Raw genomic sequence first — 20,097 nt, 5'->3', positions numbered from 1 at the left:
CCGGCGCTTCCTGCCCGCAGGACACTTCTGCGCCGCCCGCCTTGCAAATCTACTTTCGCATGCGTGGAGCGGGCTGTCCAGCGGGGAAGCCCCCAGGTTGGCATGTTCCTTGCTTGATACGGGATAGGCAGCCGACTGCCGCTATCCCAACAATATCGGAGACAAGCATGGACATCGCGACCCGCATCACCCCGGACTCGTATGGCACCCGTCTGGACCTGAAAACGCAGTACGACAATTTCATTGATGGAAAGTGGCAGAAGCCGGCGGACGGCGAGTACTTCGACAACGTCACCCCGGTGACCGGCCAGGTACTGACCCGCAATGCGCGCTCCAAGGAACGCGACATCGAGCTGGCGCTGGACGCCGCGCACCGCGCCGCGCCGAAATGGGGAGCGACCCCGGCCGCCGAACGCGCCCGCATGCTGATGCAGATCGCGGACGTGATGGAAGCCAACCTGGAACGCCTGGCCACGGCCGAAACCTGGGACAACGGCAAACCCATCCGCGAAGCCCGCGCCGCGGACATCCCGCTGGCGATCGACCACTTCCGCTACTTCGCCTCGTGCATCCGCAGCCAGGAAGGCGGCCTGTCGGAAATCGACAGCGACACCGTCGCCTACCACTTCAACGAACCGCTGGGCGTGGTCGGCCAGATCATCCCGTGGAACTTCCCTGTCCTGATGGCCGCGTGGAAGCTGGCGCCAGCGCTGGCCGCCGGCAATTGCGTGGTGCTCAAACCCGCGGAACAGACGCCGCTGGGCATCCTGCTGCTGATGGAACTGATCGGCGACATCCTGCCCCCGGGCGTGGTGAACGTGGTTACGGGCTTCGGGCTGGAAGCCGGCAAGCCGCTGGCCTCCAGCAAGCGCATCGCCAAGATCGCCTTCACCGGCGAGACCACCACCGGCCGCCTGATCATGCAGTACGCGTCGCAGAACATCATCCCCGTCACGCTGGAACTGGGCGGCAAGTCGCCCAACATCTTCTTTGCCGACGTGGCCGCGCAGGATGACGACTTCCTGGACAAGGCGGTGGAAGGCTTCGTGATGTTCGCGCTGAACCAGGGCGAAGTCTGCACGTGCCCCAGCCGCGCGCTGATCCAGGAATCGCTCTACGACAAGTTCATGGAACGCGCCTTGAAGCGCGTGGCCGAGATCAAGCAGGGCAACCCGCTGGATGGCGACACGATGCTGGGCGCGCAGGCGTCCACCGAGCAACTGGAGAAGATCCTGTCGTACCTGGACATCGGCAAGCAGGAAGGCGCCGACGTGCTGGCCGGCGGCTCGCGCGCGCAGATGCAGGGCGCGCTGGAAGGCGGCTACTACGTGCAGCCCACGGTCTTCAAGGGCCACAACAAGATGCGCGTGTTCCAGGAAGAGATCTTCGGGCCCGTCGTGGCGGTGACGACGTTCAAGGACGCCGACGACGCGCTGGCGCTGGCCAACGACACGCTCTATGGCCTGGGCGCCGGCGTATGGTCGCGCGACGCCAACACGTGCTACCGGATGGGCCGCGCCATCAAGGCCGGCCGCGTGTGGACCAACTGCTATCACGCCTATCCCGCGCACGCCGCGTTCGGCGGCTACAAGCAGTCGGGCATCGGACGCGAAAACCACAAGATGATGCTCAACCACTATCAGCAGACGAAGAACCTGCTGGTGAGCTATTCGCCGAAGAAACTGGGCTTTTTCTGATCGTCAACCTGCGGCCGGGCGCGCCGGGCCTTCAGGCCGGGCGCGCCCGGCGCTCCTGAATAGGAATGACGCCATGACAGCGCACACGCCGCGCGTGGTCGCGACCGACGAGGCGCGCCAGTTGATCGATACCTTGCGGGCCAAGCACGGCCCGTTGATGTTCCACCAGTCGGGCGGATGCTGCGACGGCAGTTCACCCATGTGCTATGCGCTGGGCGAATTCATGGTGGGCGGCTCGGACGTCTTGCTGGGCGAGCTGGAGGGCTGCCCGTTCTACATGGGCGAAGACCAGTTCGCCTATTGGGAGCACACCCAACTGATCATCGACGCCGTGCCTGGCCGGGGCGGGGCCTTTTCCCTGGACAGCGCGGAAGGCAAGCGCTTCCTGCTGCGATCCCGGCTGTATTCGGACGAAGAATGGGCGCAGGTGGCCCCGGTCACGAAGGGGTGAACGACCCCCCCTTCCCGCCCGGGGCATGGCCGGCCGGGTCTTGCGCCTGCCCGGCCTGCTTCCACTGGAACGAGACGCGACGGATGCGGGCGGCGCGGAACTGCGTGAACGAACGGCCGCCCGGCATGGGCGCGCCGCGATAGGCACTGCTTGCGTTTTTCATCGTTGAGCCCACTCCAGGGCGTCTTCAAGGCGGTCATTGCCCCAGAACATTTCATCGCCCACGAAGAACGTGGGCGCACCGAACACGCCGAGGTCGCGGGCGCGGTCCACCTGCCGGCGCAACGCCTCCTTGGCGGCTTCGGACTTGGCCTGGGCGATCAGGGCGTCCGCATCCAGCGACAGCTGGGTCAGCAATTCATGCACGACGTCTTCGGCCTGGATGTCCAGGTCATGCCGGAAGTTGGCGCGGAACACCGCCAGGCAAAAATCACGGCCCCAGGGCTCGTCCTGGCCCAACAGCCCGATGCGGGCCGGCAACACGCTCATGCGCGGAAACAGGCGCGGACGGTTGTAGACCACGCCGTATTTGTCGGCCAGGCGGGCGATGTCGCGCATCATGTACGCGCCCTTGCCCGGGAAAAGCTTGAACGGCGTGTCGTTCCACCCCTGCGCCTGGAAGATGGGCCCCAGCAGGAAGGGTCGCAGATCGACGCGCACGCCGGCCGCCTGCGCCAGGGCATCCACCCGCTCGATCGCCAGATAGCTGTAGGGGCTGGCGAAATCGAACCACATCTGCATGCGGGGCGAGTCAGGCAACGGCGCGGTCATCACGGATACTCCGGCTGAAAAAGTGGCGCGACAGCGCGGGCAATGCGCCCGTCGCAGCCTGTTATTGAACGCCGTCGGCGTACTATTGCTCAAGCGACATTTCCGTCTGATACGCATGAGTTTTGCGAATGCCATATCCGCTGGCCAAACTTCCTCCCCTTGACCTCGTCCGAGGCTTTGTCGCCGTGGGCCGCCGCATGAGCATCACGTTGGCCGCGCAGGATCTGCATGTGACGCAATCGGCCGTCAGCCGCCAGATCCGCGCGCTGGAAGGGCATCTGGGCGTGCCGCTGCTGGTACGGGGATTTCGCAGCGTGTCGTTCACGTCGGAAGGCGCGCAGCTTTTCCGCATGGCCGACGTCTGGCTGAGCCAGCTGGGCGACCTGACCGAACAGCTGCGCGCGCCCGAACGGCGCACGCCGGTCACGGTAACCACCACCATCGGCGTGGCCTCCCTGTGGCTGCTGCCCCGGCTGGGGGAATTCCAGGCGGCGCACCCGCATATCGACGTGCGCGTGGCCGCCGACAACCGCCTGATCGACATCGACCGCGAAAGCGTGGACATCGCCATCCGGTACAGCCCGCGCGACATGGTGCCCGACGGGGCGGTCTGGCTGTTCGGGGAGTCCGTCGTGCCGGTGGCCCATCCGTCCCTCCAGGCGCAAGCCCTGGACGCGCGCGAATTGCAACGCCATGTATTGCTGGAATTCGACGACCCGACCCGTCCGTGGCTGCAATGGTCCGAATGGCTGAATGCGCGCGGGCTGGGCCGGATGCGCGCCAAGGGCATGCTGCGCTTTAACCAGTACGACCAGATCGTGCTTGCCGCGCTGGCGGGCCACGGCATCGCGCTGGGCCGGCTGGCGCTGATCGCGCCCATGCTGGCGGACGGCCGGCTGGCGGCGGTGGGCGGGCAAGCGGCCCGCGCGACAGAGCACGCCTATTGGCTGGTACGCAATGCGCGCCGCAGCACGCCGGACGCCGATGTGGTGGCGCAATGGCTGACCGAGCAGGCCGCCATGACGGCGCGCGAACTGTCCCCCGCAACGACGGCCGCTTAGCCCCGGTACACCCCCATCACAAAGCTATACAAACCTTTGTACATTCGGGCCCGGCCTCCTGTACATTTCGCGCTGCATGGCGAACGGCCGCGTTAACCCGACCACGAAAAAGCCCCGATCGTTCGCTGCCATTCCGCCCGTTGAAGCTGCGCCTTCCTTGCAAAGGGGCGGAATCTCTTTCATGCGCCATCCCCCGCGCCGGTCTCGCCCGACAGGGCCGCGGGCATCCTATTGCCGCTATCCGCGTACCCGCCGATAGCTCCTTCTTCCGGTGCAGATGAAGCGCTTCCCTCCCGCGCACGCGTGGCAAGACTGGTTCCTCAATGTCCAACGCGCGTTCCTGCTTATCCTGGCGCCCTGGCTGGTCAGTGTGCTGGCGCAGTTTGCGGGCCGCGCCTACCTGCTCGCGACCTATGCGCCCCCCGCCACCTATGCGGCGCGTCCGCAGGACGTGGGCAAGTCGCTGGGGATCGGGTTGCTGTTCGACGTCAAGGTGACGAGCATCGTCTTTTCGGTCTTGCTGCTGCTGGCGATGCTGGCCGCGGGCAACCGGACCCTGCATGCGCGCTGGCTGCGCTGGATGCCCGGCGTAGGGGCCGGCCTGGCCGCCCTGTTCGCGGCGTCGGCGGTGGTGACCGTCTGCTACTACGCCACGTTTTCGCGGTCGATCGACATCTTCGTATTCGGATTGATCGATGACGACACCCGCGCCATTGCGATGACGCTGTGGCACGGCTACCCGGTGGCGCAGGCCGGGCTGCTGCTGTCGGCGGTGCTGGCCTGCACGTGGTGGCTGGGCACGCGCTGGCGACGCCGCGTGCAGCGCATCCCGTTGCAGCGCCGCACGCTGGCCCCGGCCGCGCTGCGCGTGCTGCTGATCATCGCGATCACCGTGCTGGCGTGCCGCGGATCGCTGGGCCGCTTCCCCCTGAACAAGGACGACACCAGCATTTCCAGCGTGCGGCTCTTGAACGACATTACGCCCAATGGCATTTCGTCATTCTTCTGGGCACTGGCCGAACGCGGCAACGACAAGCGCTTCCAACCGGTCACGGCCGCGGCAGGCGAGGCCCTGTACGAGCGCTTCCTGGGCCACCCCGCGCAGGGCCTGCAACCCTTCATGGCCGTCACCGCGGCCAATCCGGCGGCCCGCGCGCGGCCGCCGCATGTCGTGCTGCAGGTCATGGAAAGCATGGGTTACCACCTGAACGCCTATGACCAGCCGGGACGCGACCTGCTGGGCGCGCTGCGGCCACACTGGCAACAGGACTGGCGCTTCGACCGGTTCCTGTCGGAAGGCAACGGCACGATCGATTCGCTGTCTCGCCTGCTGGTACGCAGCCCGGTATCGGCCATCGGCCAATCGTCCGCGGCCGACGCCGAGTTCGCCAGCAATGCCTTCGCGCCGTATCTGGCGCGCGGCTACCGCGTGCTCTTCGTCACCTCGGGCGCCGCCACCTGGCGCAACCTGGGCACCTTCGCCACGCATCTGGGCGCCCATGAATTCATCGACCAGCAAACCCTGATGGCCCGCTACCCCGAGGCCGAAGCCGGCACCTGGGGCGTTCCCGACGAATACATGTTCCGCTACATCGAAAGCCGTCTGGCCGAGGCGGATCCGGACGGGGCTCCGCTCTTCATCGTCGCGCTGTCCACCACGCATCACCCGCCGTTCCTCATGCCCGACGGCGGCAAGCGCGGCGACCTGCCGCTGTACGACGTGACGCGCCAGCCGTATTTCGCAGCCTGGGACGGCCTTGCCGACGCCTTCGATACGCTGCGCTACGCCAATGACCAGCTGGGCCGCTTTCTGACGCGCGTGAAGGCCTCGGCCGGCGGCAGCCGCACCATCGTGGCGGTCACGGGGGACCACAACCTGTTGGGTATCGATTACCAGGACGACAAGGACGCGGCGTTGGCGCGCGCGGTGCCGTTCTACCTGTACGTGCCGCCGGCCTACCGGGCAGGCGCCACGTACGACCCGGCGCGCGTCGGCAGCCACAAGGACATCATGCCGACGCTGTACCAATTGAGCCTGCCGGACACGCCTTACTTCCGCACCGGCTGCGACCTGCTGGCCGCGCGCACGGACCAGGTATGGTGCTTCGGAATGAATGACCCGGACGTGACGATCACGCAAGACGGCGCCTACCGGCAGACCCGGCCGGGCAAAATTCTGCCGTGGGCCGGTCCCTCCGGCCTGGCGCTGGCCCGCGAGCAGGACACCTCGCCGGCCCAGCAGGCCGAGCAGAAGCGCCTGCGCGCCTACCCCGACCTGCTGCGCTGGCAGATCAACCACCAGGTGCAGACGCAGCCCCAGCCGCACCCGCGCCCATAGCCCGCCTGGCCGGGCCGCTTATTCCACGCGCACCTGCGCGTCGCCGGCGGTCATCTCGCCGACCACGGCCGCCTGTTCGAAGCCCTGGCTGCGGAACAGGTCCAGCACGGCGTCCGCGGCCTCTGGCGCGCAGGCCACGAGCAAGCCGCCGGACGTCTGCGGATCGGTCAGCAGCGCGCGCTGCGTGTCGGTGACCGCCGCGCCCAGCTGCACCGAGCCGCCATAGGACGCCCAGTTGCGGCCGGACGCGCCGGTGATCACGCCATCGGCCGCAAAGGCTTGCACACCCGGCAACCACGGCAAGGCGTCCAGGCGCAGCCGCGCGGTCAGCTTGGCGCCGCGCGCCATCTCCAGCGCATGGCCCAGCAGGCCGAAGCCCGTCACGTCGGTGATCGCGTGCACGCCATCCAGCGCGGCCAGCGCCGGGCCGGGGCGGTTCAGGCGCGTGGTCGTGTCGATCATCACGCGGTAGCCCGCGTCGTCCAGCCGGTTCTTCTTCAGCGCGGCCGACAGGATGCCCACGCCCAGCGCCTTGCCCAGGATCAGCACGTCGCCCGCCCGCGCATCGGCGTTGCGCTTGAGCCGCCCGGGGTGCACCAGGCCCATCGCCGCCAGGCCGTAGATCGGCTCGACCGAATCGATGCTGTGGCCGCCCGCAACGGGGATGCCCGCGTCCTCGCAGACCGATTCGCCACCGCGCAGGATGTCGGCGATGACGTTGTGCGGCAGCACGTTGATCGGCATGCCGACGATGGCCAGCGCCATGATGGGCGTGCCGCCCATCGCGTAGACGTCCGACAGCGCGTTCGTGGCCGCGATGCGGCCGAAGTCGAACGGGTCGTCCACGATAGGCATGAAGAAATCGGTGGTGGCGATGAGCGCCTGCTCGTCGTTCAAGCGGTAGACCGCGGCGTCGTCGGCGGTCTCGGTGCCCACCATCAGGTTCGGATAGCTGGCGGCGGGACCGAAGCGCTTGAGCAGTTCGGACAGTACGCCGGGCGCGATCTTGCAGCCACAGCCGCCTCCGTGGGACAACGACGTCAAACGCGGCACGGCCGCCGTGGCAACATCCTGGGTCATTTCAATCTCCATGGGTCAATGGAAAAAGGATAGCACCGCCGCCGAGGTTGGCTCTATGATGAGCCGGCAGGATGCGTAGGAGCACACCCCAAGGGACGGCCGCCCGGCCAAGGGCGCACCGATAGCCAAACTTCACCGTGCGTGAGGGCTTCATGGACCGCCGACACTTTCTCCAACTCTCCGGCGCATTGTGCGCCGCCACAACCGCCTTGCCGCAGGTGCTGCGCGCCCAGCAGGCGCCCGTCAGCGCCGGGTGGCGCGCTTTTGAACTGACCACCGATATCAGCGTGAAAGACCCCGGCGCGCACACGCGCATCTGGGTGCCGGTGCCGTACGCCACCGACACGCCTTACCAGCGCGGTGCGCAAAGCACCTGGCAGGTCAGCGGTGGCGGCACCGCCCAGTTGTTGCGGGCGCCCGGCTACGACGTGCAGATGCTGGCCGTGCAATGGCCCGATGCCCAGGCCCCACGCAGCGTCACCGTGACCAGCCGCTTCCAGACCCGCAACCGCCGCGTCGACCTGACGCAGCCGCCGCCCTCGGACGCGGTGCTTGAGCGCCCCGCCGCGCTGCGCGAGTACCTGAAACCCACTGCGCTGCTGCCCACCGACGGCATCGTCAAGACCACCGCGGACCAGATCACGCGCGGCCACCAGGGCGACCTGGCGCGCGCCCGCGCCATCTACGAATGGGTGGTGGAGAACACCTGCAGGACGGCCGCGACCCGCGGCTGCGGCGTGGGGGACGTGCGCTACATGCTGACGGCGAACGACCTGAACGGCAAATGCGCCGACATCAACGCGCTGTTCGTCGCCCTGGCCCGCGCCGCGGGCATCCCTGCGCGCGACGCCTATGGCTTGCGCGTGGCCAATTCCGAGCTGGGCTACAAGAGCCTGGGCAAGGCCGGCGACGTCACGAAGGCCCAGCACTGCCGCGCCGAGTTCTACGCCGCCGGCTACGGCTGGATTCCGGTCGACCCCGCCGACGTGCGCAAGGTCATGTTTGAAGAACCGCCGGGCGAATTGCCGCTGACCGACGCGAAGGTGCGCGCCGCGCGCGTCATGCTGTTCGGTGCGTGGGAAATGAACTGGGTCGCGTACAACCACGGCCACGACGTCGTGCTGCCCGGCTCGGCGCATGACCCCGTGCCCTTCCTGATGTATCCCAACGGCGAGACCAGCGCAGGACGCCTGGACAGCCTGGACCCCGACAGCTTCAACTACAGGCTCAGCGCCAAACCCGTCGCCATCTGACCCCGCCCGCGGAGGAAGCCGCCTTGATCAGCCGTCGCCGCCTGCTGCAATCCGGCCTGTCGCTGGCCGCCCTGCCCGGCTGGGCGCGGGCCGCCAGCGACTCGGCGCTGAAAACCGCCACCGGCCCCGACTGGGCGCCGTGGACCGCGTCCACGCCCGCCCTCGTGCTGCCCGACCTGGCGGGCCGTGAACAGAAACTCTCCGCGTGGCGCGGCAACGTCGTCATCGTCAGCTTCTGGGCCACCTGGTGCGATCCCTGCCGGGATGAAATCCCCCTGATGTCCGCCATGGCCAAGCGCCATCGGGAAGAAGGCTTGCGGCTGGTCGCCGTGAACGTCGGGGAAGCACTGGGCAAGGTCTCCACCTTCCTGGCGAAATGGCCGGTGGCCGGCACCGTGCTGCATGACCGCAACAGCGCGGCGTCAAAGAAATGGGAAGCGATCGGCTTGCCGGCCAACTACCTGGTGGACCGCGGCGGGTCGATCCGGTACTGGCACTTGGGGGAACTGGACTGGCGGTCGGACCGCGTGACGGGCGTGGTGACGCGGATGCTGCGCAGTTGAAGCGCGTGGCGGAAGGCAGCAGGAGTCGAACCTACCTGGGAACGTCTGACGCCCCCAACTGGGTTTGAAGCCCAGCCGTGCCGCCGGGCACGAATGCCTTCCTCAGCAGCCCGCCTATGATACCGGCTCTGCGTCCGCCTGCATCGCCGCGTACGCGCTTTCCGCCCGCAACACGTGCGTATCGTGCACGCGCCGCGTGTAGCCCACCCGGTCGAAGAATTCCAGGATCTGGATGGCCCGCTTGCGGCCCAGCCCCGTCGCGTCGCGGAACACTGCCGCGTTCAGTCCGGCCGGCCGCGCCGCCAGGTCCGCCGCGATCCGCGCCAGCGCCCGCACCTGGTCCCGGTGATAGAACAGGTCTTTCACCACCTGCGCCACGTCGCCGCGGCGCAGCAGCTTGCGCAGCAGCTGCCGCACGCGCTCTTCGGGTTCGTCCTGCGTGCGGGCCAGGTCGCGCACCCAGGGCGGATCGAATGCGCCTTGCGCCAGCAACGGCAGCAGGCGCGCGGCCAGCGCGGATTCCGCGTCGGCCAGCGTCGACGTATGGGCGGGCAGATGCAGCCAGGGGCCGTTGCGCGCCACGCGGCCGTCGCGCTGCAGCTGGTCCAGCACGGCTGTCCACAAGGCGTCAGGGCCCACCGGCATCGCCATCCGGCGCAAGCGCGCGCTGTCCGGGCCAGGCTCGTCGGGCGCGCTTTGATGGAAGGTTGCGAGCGCCTGCTCGACGCGCTCGCGCAAAGCCTCCCAATGCGCGGCCAGGATCAGCGTGCGGGGCGCTTGCGCATTGCGCGTCTCGATCCACAACGCGCCACGCGGCGCTTCGATCGCACGCACGGGGCGGCCAGTCAGGCGCTGCAACGCGCCTTCGTCCAAACCAAGCGGGGCGTGCGCCAGCACCGGCGGCAGGCCGCCGCCGTCCAGCATGTCGGACAAGGCCTGCAAGCCTTGCAGGCGCGAGGCCGCGCGGCGCTTGCGGTCCGGCGCATTGGGGTCCAGCACCCGGCCGCCGCCGACGGTGCGCGTGGCTTGCGCGTTGCGCACGATGTAGCGGTCGCCGGGCATGGCGCAGACCGGCTCGTCGAACACCAGTTGCACCCATCCGGATTGTCCGGGCGCCAGTGTCTCGGCGCTAAGCGGCACCACGTGCGCCACATGGCGCGCGGCGCCGATGTGGACGTGCAGCGGCGCCCAGGCGCGCACGGGCGCATCGGCGGAAGACAGCAGCGTCAGCGCCACATCGATATGGCGCGAGGGCAGGAAGCAGCGCGCGTCCGCGATCCAGTCGCCGCGCGAGATGGCGCTTTTATCGATGCCCGCGAGGTTCAGCGCGCAACGCTGGCCGGCCACCCCGGTTTCGCTGGGCTGGTTCTGCGCGTGGATGCTGCGCACGCGCACCCGCGTGCCCGCCGGCATCAAGCGCAGATCGGCCGTGTCGTCACCCGCGCGGGCCAGGCCCGCATGCGCGGTGCCGGTCACGACGGTCCCGTGCCCCGCCAGCGTGAACACGCGGTCCACCGCCAGCCGGAACAAGCCCGCGCCGTCGCGTTGGCGCATGCCTTCGGCCTGCGCATGCAGATAGGATTTCAGTGCTGCCGTGCCGGCATCGCCGGCTTGCGAGGCCTGCACGGCGAACACCGGCGCGCCCGCCAGGAAGGTGCCTGCGGCAAGTTCCGCGATCTCGGCGCGCACGGCCGCCAGCTGCTCGGCGTCGGCGCGGTCCGTCTTGGTGAGCGCCACCGCGCCTTGCGCCACGCCCAGCAGCGACAGGATGGCCAGGTGCTCGCGGGTCTGCGGCATGACGCCGTCGTCCGCCGCCACCACCAGCAGGCCGAAGTCGATGCCGCTGGCGCCGGCCGCCATCGTGTGCACCAGCTTTTCGTGGCCGGGCACGTCGATGAAACCCAGCACGTCGCCGTTGGCCAGCGGCGTATAGGCGTACCCCAATTCGATGGAAATGCCGCGCGCCTTCTCTTCCTTGAGCCGGTCGGTGTCGACGCCGGTCAGGGCCCGCACCAGCGTGGTCTTGCCGTGGTCGATATGGCCGGCGGTGCCGATGATCATGCCAGGGGCTCCGCCAACTGCGCCGCGAAGGCGGCCTCGTCGCGCGCTTCCAGGCAGCGCAGGTCCAGCCACAAGGCGTCGTCGGCGATGCGGCCGATGACGGGCGTGGGCAGGCGGCGCAGTTGCGCTTCAAGCTTGTCCAGGTGCCGTCCCGGCCGCCCGCTGCCGGTGTAGCGCACGGCCAGCCCCCAACTGGGCAGCTGGTCCACCGGCAGGGCCCCGCTGCCGATCTGGCTGAACATGGGCACGGCCTCGACCGCATAGGACGCGCCGGCCGCATGCGCCAGAACGCTGCGCAACCGTTCGGCCTGCGGCTGGATCTCGCGCTGCGGGCGGGTCAGGAGGCGCAGGGTGGTCAGACGCTGCGCCAGGAATTCCGGCGCGCGGTACAGGCTCAGCACGGGCTCCAGCGCCGCCAGCGTCAGCTTGCTGACGCGCAAGGCGCGCTTGAGCGGATTCTTCTTGATCTTGCGGATCAGGTCGGCACGGCCCACCAGCAGGCCGGCCTGCGGGCCGCCCAGCAGCTTGTCGCCGCTGAACGTCACCAGATCAGCGCCAGCGGCGATGGTTTCGCGCACCGTGTCTTCCTTGGGCAGGCCGAACTGGGTCAGGTCCACGAGCGTGCCGCTGCCCAGGTCCACCGTGGCGGGCAGCCCTTTGGCGTGCGCCAGCGCTGCCACCTCGGCCACGCCGACGCTTTTGGTGAAGCCGGTGACGGCGTAGTTGCTGCAATGCACCTTCATCAGCATCGCGGTGCGCGGACCGATGGCGTTGTCGTAGTCGGCGGCGTGCGTGCGGTTGGTGGTGCCCACTTCCACCAGCTTGGCGCCGGCGCGCTTCATGATGTCTGGGATGCGGAACGCGCCGCCGATCTCGACCAGTTCGCCGCGCGACACCACTACCTCGCGCCGGTCGGCCAGCGCGTTGAGCATCAGCAGGACGGCGGCGGCGTTATTGTTCACGACGGTGGCCGCTTCGGCGCCCGTCAGTTCGCACAGCAGGTCGTCGATCAGGTCGTCGCGGTCGCCGCGGCCGCCGGTGTCCAGATCGAACTCCAGGTTGGCCGGCGTGGTCAGCGCGCGCAGCACCGACGCGACCGCCTCGTCGGGCAGCAGCGCACGTCCCAGATTGGTGTGCAGCACCGTGCCGGTCAGGTTGTAGACAGCGCGCAGACGCGGCTGGGCCGCCTTGTCCAACGCCGCCGACACGCGGGCGGCCACTACCGGCGCGTCCAATTCGTTACGCGGCAACTGGCCGGCCAACGCGCGCTGGCGCTGCGCGTCCAGGTCGCGCCGCAGCGCCACCACCACCTGGCTGCGGCCGTGCGTGTCCAATGCGACGCGCAGGGCGTCGGCGCTCAACAGGCGATCCAGCGGCGGGATGTCGGACACGGCGGCCATGGCGGCCACGGCGCCCTCTGGCGGGTGCTCGGCCATGCTATTCCTCGGCGCCATGCCACAACAGGGGGTTGCCGCTGGCGCGCGAGTAACCCGCTTCGCCCACCAGCACGTCCAGCATCAGGCTGGCCAGGTCGTCGGCCACCGGCTCCACGTGCAGGTCCTTGTCTTGGTAAAAGATCTTGCGATAGGTGTGGCAGTGGTCGCAGGTCTCGGCCTTGATGGCGGGCGAACGGCCGTCGATGGCCTGGTACGCCACCGATTCCACGTCTTCGCAGTGCGTGCATTTCACGCGCACCATGTGCCATTGCGTGGCGCACAGGCTGCAGCACAGGTAGCGGTAGCCTTCAAACTGGCCGCCCACGCGCACCACGCTGGCCACCGGCAGGCTGGCGCAGACGGGGCAGACGCCGAATGGGCTGACGACGGGCAACTGCTTGTCGTCGAAGCGGCTGGCCAGATCGGTCCAGTAGACCTGCAAGGCCGCCATCACGAAGGGTGCCGCGGCGCTGTCCACGCCCTGGTCCTGCTCGGCCAGCACGGCTTCGGCCAGGTCTTCCAGCGATTCGGGGTCTTGGTCCACGGCCCGGCGCAGGGCGGCGCAGACCTCGATGGCTTCGGCCGGCACGTTCTTGCCGCGCGACACCTCGTCCACCAGTTGCGCCAGGATGCCGCGCCACATCGGGTCACGCGGCCAGCCGATCGCCTGCAACGGCGGCATGCCATGGGCTTGCGCCAGCGCGACACGGTCTTCCGACGCCTCCGGGGCCGCACAGTCCTTCAGCGCGCGCTGCTGGGCATCGACCAGCTGCGCCATCAGCAGCAGATAGTCGGCCACCGGGCTGTCCGCCGCTAACTGGCGCAAGCGTGCCGCGCGGGTCGCAAACACCGAGCCGCGGTCGGGCAGGCTGACGCGGGGAATATTGTTGTGGTCTAGCGCTTCGATCTCGCCGCGCGGAAGAATTCGCTGCAATTGCGTCTCCAAGAAAACAAACACGGCTGCCAGCCTTCGAAGAAGGATAGCAGCCGTGCGGTCAGGATAAAACTGGCGCTACTTTCGAATCTGTTCGCGGAACCAGGCGCGGTGGTGTTTCCACGCCCAGCCCGCCGTCACGTAGCCCCGCAGCATCGCGGTGAGCGATCCCTTGACCCAGATCGCCGCGTAGATGTGCACGATGATCGAGCAGATCAGCACCAGCGCCGTCACGGCGTGCACCACCGAGGCCACCCGTACCACCCAGATCGGGAAGTAGAACGCGAAGAATTCGCGCCAGATCACGATGCCGCTGGCGAACAACCCCAGCATGCACAGCACCAGCACATAGAACAGCAGCTTCTGGCCGGCGTTGTACTTGCCGACTTCGGGCAGCTTTTCTTCGCGGTTCTCGACCACGTCGTTCAGCTGTTTCAACCACTGGCGGTCCGCCTTCGTCATGAGGTTGTGCCGCCACATGTGGCCGGCGAACACGACGAAGCAGACGAACATCACCAAGCCGATGAAGGGATGGAGGATGCGCGTCCAGGGGCCGCCGCCGAACAGGTTGGACAGCCAGAACATCGACGGGTGGAACAGCGCCAGGCCGGAGAGCGCCAACAGGATGAACGTGAACGCGATGATCCAGTGGTTGGTGCGCTCGCCCGGCGAATAGCGCTTGATGCGGCGGTGATGGCGGTCTTCAGTCATGGCGCACCTCCTCTTCGGCACGGCGTTCGTCTTCTTCCGAGACCTCGTTGCGCCCGACGCGGGCGTAGTGGAAGAAGCCCGCCAGGGCGGTCAAGGCCATCGCGGCCACGCCCAGCGGTTTGGCCAGCCCCTTCCACAACGACACCATGGGGCTGATATGCGGGTCTTTGGGCAGGCCGTGATACAGCCCGGGCTGATCGGCGTGATGCAGCACATACATGACGTGGGTGCCGCCCACGCCCTGCGGGTCATACAGGCCGGCCTGGTCGAACCCGCGGGACTTCAGGTCCACGATCCGTTCTTCGGCGTGCTGCTTCATGTCTTCCTTGGTGCCGAACACGATGGCGCCGGTGGGACAGGCCTTGACGCAGGCCGGCTCCTGGCCGACGGCCACGCGGTCGGAACACAGGGTGCACTTGTACGCCTTGTGGTCCTTTTTCGAGATGCGCGGCACGTTGAACGGGCAGCCGGTGATGCAGTAGCCGCAGCCGATGCAGTTTTCCTCGTGGAAGTCCACGATGCCGTTGTTGTACTGGATGATGGCGCCCGGCGAGGGACAGGCCTTCAGGCAGCCCGGGTCCTCGCAGTGCATGCAGCCGTCCTTGCGGATCAGCCATTCCAGGTCGCCGGCGGGATTCTCGTATTCCGAGAAGCGCATGACGGTCCAGGAATGCTCGGTCAGGTCGGCCGGGTTGTCGTAGACGCCCACGTTCGTGCCGATCTCGTCGCGCAGGTCGTTCCATTCCATGCAGGCGCTTTGGCAAGCCTTGCACCCGATGCACTTGGAGACGTCGATCAGCTTGGCCACCGAGCCCGTGACGGGTTCACGGATGCCCGGCGGCGGCGTGGTCGTGGCCGAGCGCCGTTTGATGTCTAGGGATTGCAGGGACATGACGGTTCTCCTAAGCCTTTTCGACCTGCACCAGGAACGACTTGAATTCCGGTGTCTGCGAATTACCGTCGCCCACGACAGGCGTCAGCGTGTTGGCGATGAAGCCGGGCTTGGCCAGGCCCACGAAACCCCAGTGGATGGGGATGCCCACGTGGTGCACGGTCTTGCCCTCGATGGTCAGCGCCCGCAAGCGCTTGGTGACCAGCGCAACCGCCTTGATGTAGCCGCGGTTGGACGACACCTTCACCCGCGACCCGTTGGCGATGCCCAATTCCTTGGCCAGCGCTTCGCCGATTTCCACGAACTGCTCCGGCTGCAGAATGGCGTTGATGCGCACGTTCTTCGTCCAGTAGTGGAAGTGCTCGGTCAGGCGGTAGGTGGTGGCCACGTACGGGAACTTGTCCACCTTGCCCATCGCGGCCAGATCGTCCTTGAAGACGCGTGCCGCCGGGTTGCTGGTGACGCCCGGCGCCTTCGGATGCAGCGGGTTGTAGCCCAGCGGCGTCTCGAAGGGCTCGTAGTGTTCAGGGAAAGGTCCTTCGGCCATGCCCGCCCGCGCAAAGAAGCGCGCCACGCCTTCCGGGTTCATGATGAACGGGCCCATGCCGCCGTCCGGGTTCTCGTCGCCCTTGAAGTCGGGGATGTCGGCGCCCGTCCAGATCTTGCCGTTCCACGAGATCAGGTTGCGCCGCGGGTTGAACGGCTTGCCGGACACGTCGCACGACGCGCGGTTGTACAGGATGCGGCGGTTGGCCGGCCACGCCCAGGCCCAATTCAGGGTCTGGCCGATGCCGGTGGGGTCGCTGTTGTCGCGGCGCGCCATCAGGTTGCCGCCGGGGCCCCAGGCGCCGGCGAAGATCCAACAGCCGCTGGCCGTTGAACCGTCGTCGCGCAGTTCCGCAAAGCCCGCCACTTGCTCGCCGCCCTTGCGCACGAGCTTGGTGGGATCCTTGGGGTCCATGACGTCCACCAACGCCTTGCCCGAATATTCCTTGGCCAGCTCTTCCGCCGTGGGATTCTGCGGATTCGAGTAGGGCCAGGACAGGTTGACGATGGGGTCGGGGTACTTGCCGCCCTCTTCCTGGTACATCTTGCGCAGGCGCGTGAAGATCAGCGACATGATTTCGATGTCGCTCTTGGCCTCGCCCGGCGGCTCGGCGCCCTTCCAGTGCCATTGCAGCCAGCGCCCGGAGTTCACCAGCGCGCCGTCTTCCTCGGCGAAACAGGTGGTGGGCAGGCGGAAGACCTCGGTCTGGATCTTGGCGGGATCCACGTCGTTGTGCTCGCCTGCGTTGCGCCAGAATTCCGAGGTCTCGGTGACCAGCGGGTCCATGATGACCAGGTACTTCAGCTTGGCGAAGCCGTCGTTCAGCTTGCCCTTGTTGGGCGCGGCCGCCAGGGGGTTGAAGCCCTGCGCGATGTAGCCGTTCATCTTGCCCTGGACCATGAGCTCGTAGACCTGCAGCATGTCGTACATCTTGTCGAGCTTGGGCAGGTAGTCGAACGCCCAATTGTTCTCGGCAGTGGCCGACTTGCCCCACCAGGCCTTCATCAGGCTCACGTGGAACTTGCTGTAGTTCTGCCAGTAGCTGAGCTGGTTGGGCCGCAGGGGCTTCAACGCGCGCGTCTCGATGTACTTGCCGTAGTCCTGTTCGGGCTCGTTGGGCAGGGTCATGTAGCCCGGCAGCAGGTTCGACATCAGGCCCAGATCGGTCAGGCCCTGGATGTTCGAGTGCCCGCGCAGCGCGTTCATGCCGCCGCCCGCGATACCGATATTGCCCAGCAGCAACTGCACCATGGCGCCGGTGCGGATGATCTGCGAGCCGATGGAGTGCTGCGTCCAGCCCAGCGCATACAGGATCGTGGCGGCGCGGTCCGTGGTGGCCGTGGAGGCCAGCATGTCGCACACCTTCAGGAACTTGTCGCGGGGCGTGCCGCACACGCGCTCGACCATCTCTTCGGTGTAGCGCGAGTAGTGCTTCTTCATCAGCTGGTACACCGTGCGCGGATGCGTCAGCGTCGGGTCCGTCTTGACGAAGCCGTCGTCGCCGCGCTCGTAGTCCCAGCTTGCCTTGTCGTACGTGCGCTTCTCAGCGTTGTAGCCCGAGTACAGGCCCGCGTCGAACGTGAAGTCCTCGCGCACGATGTAGGAAAAGTCGGTGTAGTTGCGCACGTACTCGTGCTGGATCTTGTCGTGATCCAACAGGTACTTGATGACGCCACCCAGGAAGATGATGTCGGTGCCGGTGCGTATGGGCGCGTAAAAGTCCGCCACGGATGCCGAGCGCGTAAAGCGCGGATCCACGACGATCAGCTTCGCCTTGTTATGGGCTTTCGCTTCCGTGACCCATTTGAATCCGCACGGGTGGGCCTCGGCGGCATTGCCGCCCATGATCAATACTACGTCCGCGTTCTTGATGTCGACCCAATGGTTCGTCATCGCTCCACGGCCAAACGTCGGGGCAAGACCTGCCACCGTCGGGCCATGTCAGACACGGGCTTGATTGTCGAACGCCAACATCCCCATGCTGCGCACGGTCTTGTGCGTGATGTAGCCCACCTCGTTGCTGCTTGCCGAGGCGGCCAGCATGCCGGTGGTCAGCCACCGGTTTACCGTTTTGCCGTCCGCGGTCTTCTCGACGAAGTTCGCGTCGCGGTCGGCTTTCATGAGCTTGGTGATGCGCGTCAGGGCATCGTCCCACGACATCCGCACCCATTTGTCCGACCCAGGCGCCCGGTATTCCGGGAACTTCAGGCGGTTGGGACTGTGGATGAAGTCGATCAGGGCAGCGCCCTTCGGACAGAGCGTGCCGCGGTTGACGGGGTGGTCGGGGTCGCCTTCGATGTGCATGATGCTGGCGCGCGCGTTCTTGGCGCCGTCGCCCAGACCATACATCAGCAAACCGCAGGCGACCGAACAGTAGGGACAGGTGTTGCGCGTTTCGGTCATGCGCGCAAGTTTGTACTGGCGTACCTCAGCCATGGCTGTGCCGGGAGCGACCCCGAGCAATGCCAGGCTGGAGCCTGCCAGGGTTGCACCTGTCACCTTGAAGAACTGGCGGCGATTCATGTTGACCATGAAGCACTCCTCTCCTGGTGAATGACGAAAGCCGGGGGCTTGCCCGAAGGAAAAAGCCCTACGACTTCCAAGGATATTTCAACAAGTATATTCCGAAGCCGCGTGGCCATGCATGGGTCAAACCCGCCTCCAGCCGGGATTTGGCGGCGAAATAGGAGTTGTTCGCAGATTTTGGATAGTCTCCTGGCTGCTACCATTGCCGGCGGCCGTGGCTAGACCGGCCCCTTTTCCGCCTTTTTTTGCCTGACCGCTGGAGCGCCGATGCGCCGCTTTGCCCCGCTGGCCCTTTCCCTTGCCGCCCTGGCCGGAGCGCTCGCCGCCGCCGCCACCCCGGCCCGGGCCGCCCTGACACCGGCCGCCGCCGCCACCGAGGCCGCCCATCAGGCGGCCATGGACGGCTACCTGTATTTCTACCCCCTGGTCACGATGGACCTGACGCGGCGCCAGTTCACGCACCCGTCACAGGGCGCCCAGGGCGCGCCGTCCAACGCGTTCCTGCATGTCCGCGCCCTGCCCCAGCCGGGCGCGGCCACGCCCTGGGCCAATCCCGACATGCTGCGCAGCACCGGCTGGCTTGATCTGACGGCCGGGCCCGTGGTGCTGTCGGTGCCGGATACCCAGGGGCGGCGGTACACGCTGACGCTGCTGGACATGTGGACGGACGTGTTCGCCGCGCTGGGCAAGCGCACGACCGGCACGGCCAAGGGCAACACCGTCATCGTGCCGCCGGGCTGGACGGGCACGCTGCCCTCGGGCATGGCCCGCATCGACGCCCCCACGGCGCACGTCTGGGCGAAGGCCTTGATCCAGACCGACGGGCCGGCGGACTATCCCGCCGTCCACGCCTTGCAGGACGGTTTCACGCTGACGCCGCTGGCGCAATGGAACCTGCCCGCGCAATCGCAGCGCGTGAAGTCCGACCCGAACCTGGACCTGAAGATCCCGGTGCGCGAACAGGTGGAATCCATGCCCACCGACGCCTTTTTCACCTACGCGGCGGAATTGCTGCGCAAGCATCCCCCGCACGCCACCGACCAGCCGGTGCTGGCGCAATTGCGGCGGGTGGGCCTGATCCCCGGCAGGACATTCGAATTCGACCGCCTGGACCACCCCGCCAAGCAAGGCATGCGCCGGGGCTTGCGCGCCGGACGCGAACGCATGGACGCCGCCGCCGGCGGCACGCTGCGCGCCGTCAACGGCTGGCAGCAGGAAGCCGGCAGCGTCGGCGTGTACGGCAGCGGCTATCTGCGCCGCGCGCTGGCGGCGCAGGCCCAGCCAGGCTCGGGCCTGCCTGAGGACCAGGTGGTGCTGCTGCTGGCAGCCGACAGCCAGGGCGCGCCGATCGATGGCGCGCATCGCTACCTGCTGCACTTTGAAAGCGGCCAGTTGCCGCCCGCCGGCGCCGCATGGTCGCTCGCAGCCTATGACGGCCAGGGCATGCCGGTGGCCAACCTGCTGAACCGCTATGCCCTGGGCGACCGCGCGCCCTTGCGCTACAACGCCGACGGCTCGCTGGACGTGCACATCAGCCATGCGCCGCCCGCGCCGGAGGACCAGGCCAACTGGCTGCCCGTTGCGGCCGCCGGGCCGGTGACGGTGCTGCTGCGCGCCTATGAGCCGGGCCCGGCGCTGCTGGACGGTTTGTGGATGCCGCCCGCGCTGGTGCGCGACGAACCGCAAGAGGCGGCGCAGGCCGCGCCGGCGGCGGACGCTCCCGTGGCGGAACCGGCGGCCGAGGCGGCGCCCCCCGCCCCGGCCAAGGCCACGGCC

16 protein-coding genes and 1 tRNA gene are annotated in these 20,097 nt (G+C 67.7%); 7 read left to right on the top strand and 10 right to left on the bottom strand.

Annotation, left to right across the window (positions count from 1 at the left end):
- Positions 1-167 precede the first annotated feature (167 nt).
- Positions 168-1,697, top strand: coding sequence for an aldehyde dehydrogenase (adh, locus tag ACO6D5_RS12890; protein ID WP_315844903.1), 1,530 nt, complete (start codon positions 168-170; stop codon positions 1,695-1,697).
- 73 nt (positions 1,698-1,770) lie between these two features.
- Positions 1,771-2,148 carry a DUF779 domain-containing protein gene (locus ACO6D5_RS12885; protein WP_315844902.1) on the top strand — a complete coding sequence of 126 codons (378 nt, stop codon included), beginning with the start codon at positions 1,771-1,773 and terminating at the stop codon, positions 2,146-2,148.
- Here the strand turns inward: ACO6D5_RS12885 and ACO6D5_RS12880 are convergent.
- Positions 2,135-2,311 carry a hypothetical protein gene (locus tag ACO6D5_RS12880; protein ID WP_485825597.1) on the bottom strand — a complete coding sequence of 59 codons (177 nt, stop codon included), beginning with the start codon at positions 2,309-2,311 and terminating at the stop codon, positions 2,135-2,137. The two genes, ACO6D5_RS12885 and ACO6D5_RS12880, sit on opposite strands and share 14 nt — an antisense overlap.
- Entirely contained in the window at positions 2,308-2,919 is a 612-nt protein-coding gene (locus ACO6D5_RS12875) for a DsbA family protein (RefSeq protein ID WP_315844900.1), read from the bottom strand. Before ACO6D5_RS12875 ends, ACO6D5_RS12880 begins: the two co-directional genes overlap by 4 nt.
- A 128-nt stretch (positions 2,920-3,047) precedes the next feature.
- On the opposite strand from ACO6D5_RS12875, the gene ACO6D5_RS12870 reads away from it, so the two are divergent.
- Positions 3,048-3,980, top strand: coding sequence for a LysR substrate-binding domain-containing protein (locus tag ACO6D5_RS12870; protein ID WP_485825596.1), 933 nt, complete (start codon positions 3,048-3,050; stop codon positions 3,978-3,980).
- A 277-nt stretch (positions 3,981-4,257) separates the two neighbouring features.
- A complete protein-coding gene (locus tag ACO6D5_RS12865) occupies positions 4,258-6,318 on the top strand; it encodes an LTA synthase family protein (RefSeq protein ID WP_485825595.1) in 2,061 nt (686 codons plus the stop codon).
- 18 nt (positions 6,319-6,336) lie between these two features.
- On the opposite strand, the gene selD is transcribed toward ACO6D5_RS12865, so the two are convergent.
- Positions 6,337-7,398: a selenide, water dikinase SelD gene (selD, locus tag ACO6D5_RS12860; protein ID WP_485825594.1), complete on the bottom strand. Its 1,062-nt coding sequence runs from the start codon at positions 7,396-7,398 to the stop codon at positions 6,337-6,339.
- A 152-nt stretch (positions 7,399-7,550) separates the two neighbouring features.
- On the opposite strand from selD, the gene ACO6D5_RS12855 reads away from it, so the two are divergent.
- Both ACO6D5_RS12855 and ACO6D5_RS12850 read left to right on the top strand, forming a co-directional pair.
- A complete protein-coding gene (locus tag ACO6D5_RS12855; protein ID WP_485825593.1) occupies positions 7,551-8,651 on the top strand; it encodes a transglutaminase-like domain-containing protein in 1,101 nt (366 codons plus the stop codon).
- A gap of 23 nt (positions 8,652-8,674) precedes the next feature.
- Complete coding sequence (locus tag ACO6D5_RS12850; RefSeq protein WP_315844895.1) at positions 8,675-9,214, top strand: TlpA disulfide reductase family protein; 540 nt, start codon at positions 8,675-8,677, stop codon at positions 9,212-9,214.
- Between the two features lie 6 nt (positions 9,215-9,220).
- Here the strand turns inward: ACO6D5_RS12850 and ACO6D5_RS12845 are convergent.
- The 7 genes from ACO6D5_RS12845 to fdnG form a co-directional block, all read right to left on the bottom strand.
- Positions 9,221-9,316: transfer RNA gene (locus ACO6D5_RS12845), tRNA-Sec, on the bottom strand.
- Positions 9,317-9,328: 12 nt separating this feature from the next.
- Positions 9,329-11,275 (bottom strand): selenocysteine-specific translation elongation factor, encoded by a 1,947-nt coding sequence (selB, locus tag ACO6D5_RS12840; RefSeq protein ID WP_485825592.1) that lies wholly within the window; start codon positions 11,273-11,275, stop codon positions 9,329-9,331.
- Positions 11,272-12,711, bottom strand: a complete 1,440-nt coding sequence (gene selA / locus ACO6D5_RS12835) for an L-seryl-tRNA(Sec) selenium transferase (protein ID WP_485825591.1) — start codon at positions 12,709-12,711, stop codon at positions 11,272-11,274. Before selA ends, selB begins: the two co-directional genes overlap by 4 nt.
- Position 12,712: 1 nt before the next feature.
- The gene (gene fdhE, locus ACO6D5_RS12830; RefSeq protein ID WP_485825590.1) at positions 12,713-13,645 is read right to left on the bottom strand and encodes a formate dehydrogenase accessory protein FdhE; all 933 of its coding nucleotides are present in this window, start codon (positions 13,643-13,645) and stop codon (positions 12,713-12,715) included.
- A 78-nt stretch (positions 13,646-13,723) separates the two neighbouring features.
- Positions 13,724-14,356, bottom strand: coding sequence for a formate dehydrogenase subunit gamma (locus ACO6D5_RS12825; RefSeq protein WP_315844891.1), 633 nt, complete (start codon positions 14,354-14,356; stop codon positions 13,724-13,726).
- Positions 14,349-15,248 (bottom strand): formate dehydrogenase subunit beta, encoded by a 900-nt coding sequence (gene fdxH, locus ACO6D5_RS12820; protein ID WP_315844890.1) that lies wholly within the window; start codon positions 15,246-15,248, stop codon positions 14,349-14,351. The genes ACO6D5_RS12825 and fdxH overlap by 8 nt, the downstream gene beginning before the upstream one ends.
- Before the next feature lie 10 nt (positions 15,249-15,258).
- Complete coding sequence (gene fdnG / locus ACO6D5_RS12815) at positions 15,259-18,327, bottom strand: formate dehydrogenase-N subunit alpha (RefSeq protein WP_485825589.1); 3,069 nt, start codon at positions 18,325-18,327, stop codon at positions 15,259-15,261.
- 261 nt (positions 18,328-18,588) lie between these two features.
- Here fdnG and ACO6D5_RS12810 point away from each other — a divergent pair.
- Positions 18,589-20,097: DUF1254 domain-containing protein (locus ACO6D5_RS12810; RefSeq protein ID WP_485825588.1), on the top strand; the 1,509-nt coding region annotated here is incomplete at its 3' end.

The sequence above is a fragment of the Achromobacter sp. genome (assembly GCF_057314935.1).
The sequence above is the reverse complement of the archived record's forward strand: the minus strand, read 5'-3'. Positions and strand labels throughout refer to the sequence as shown.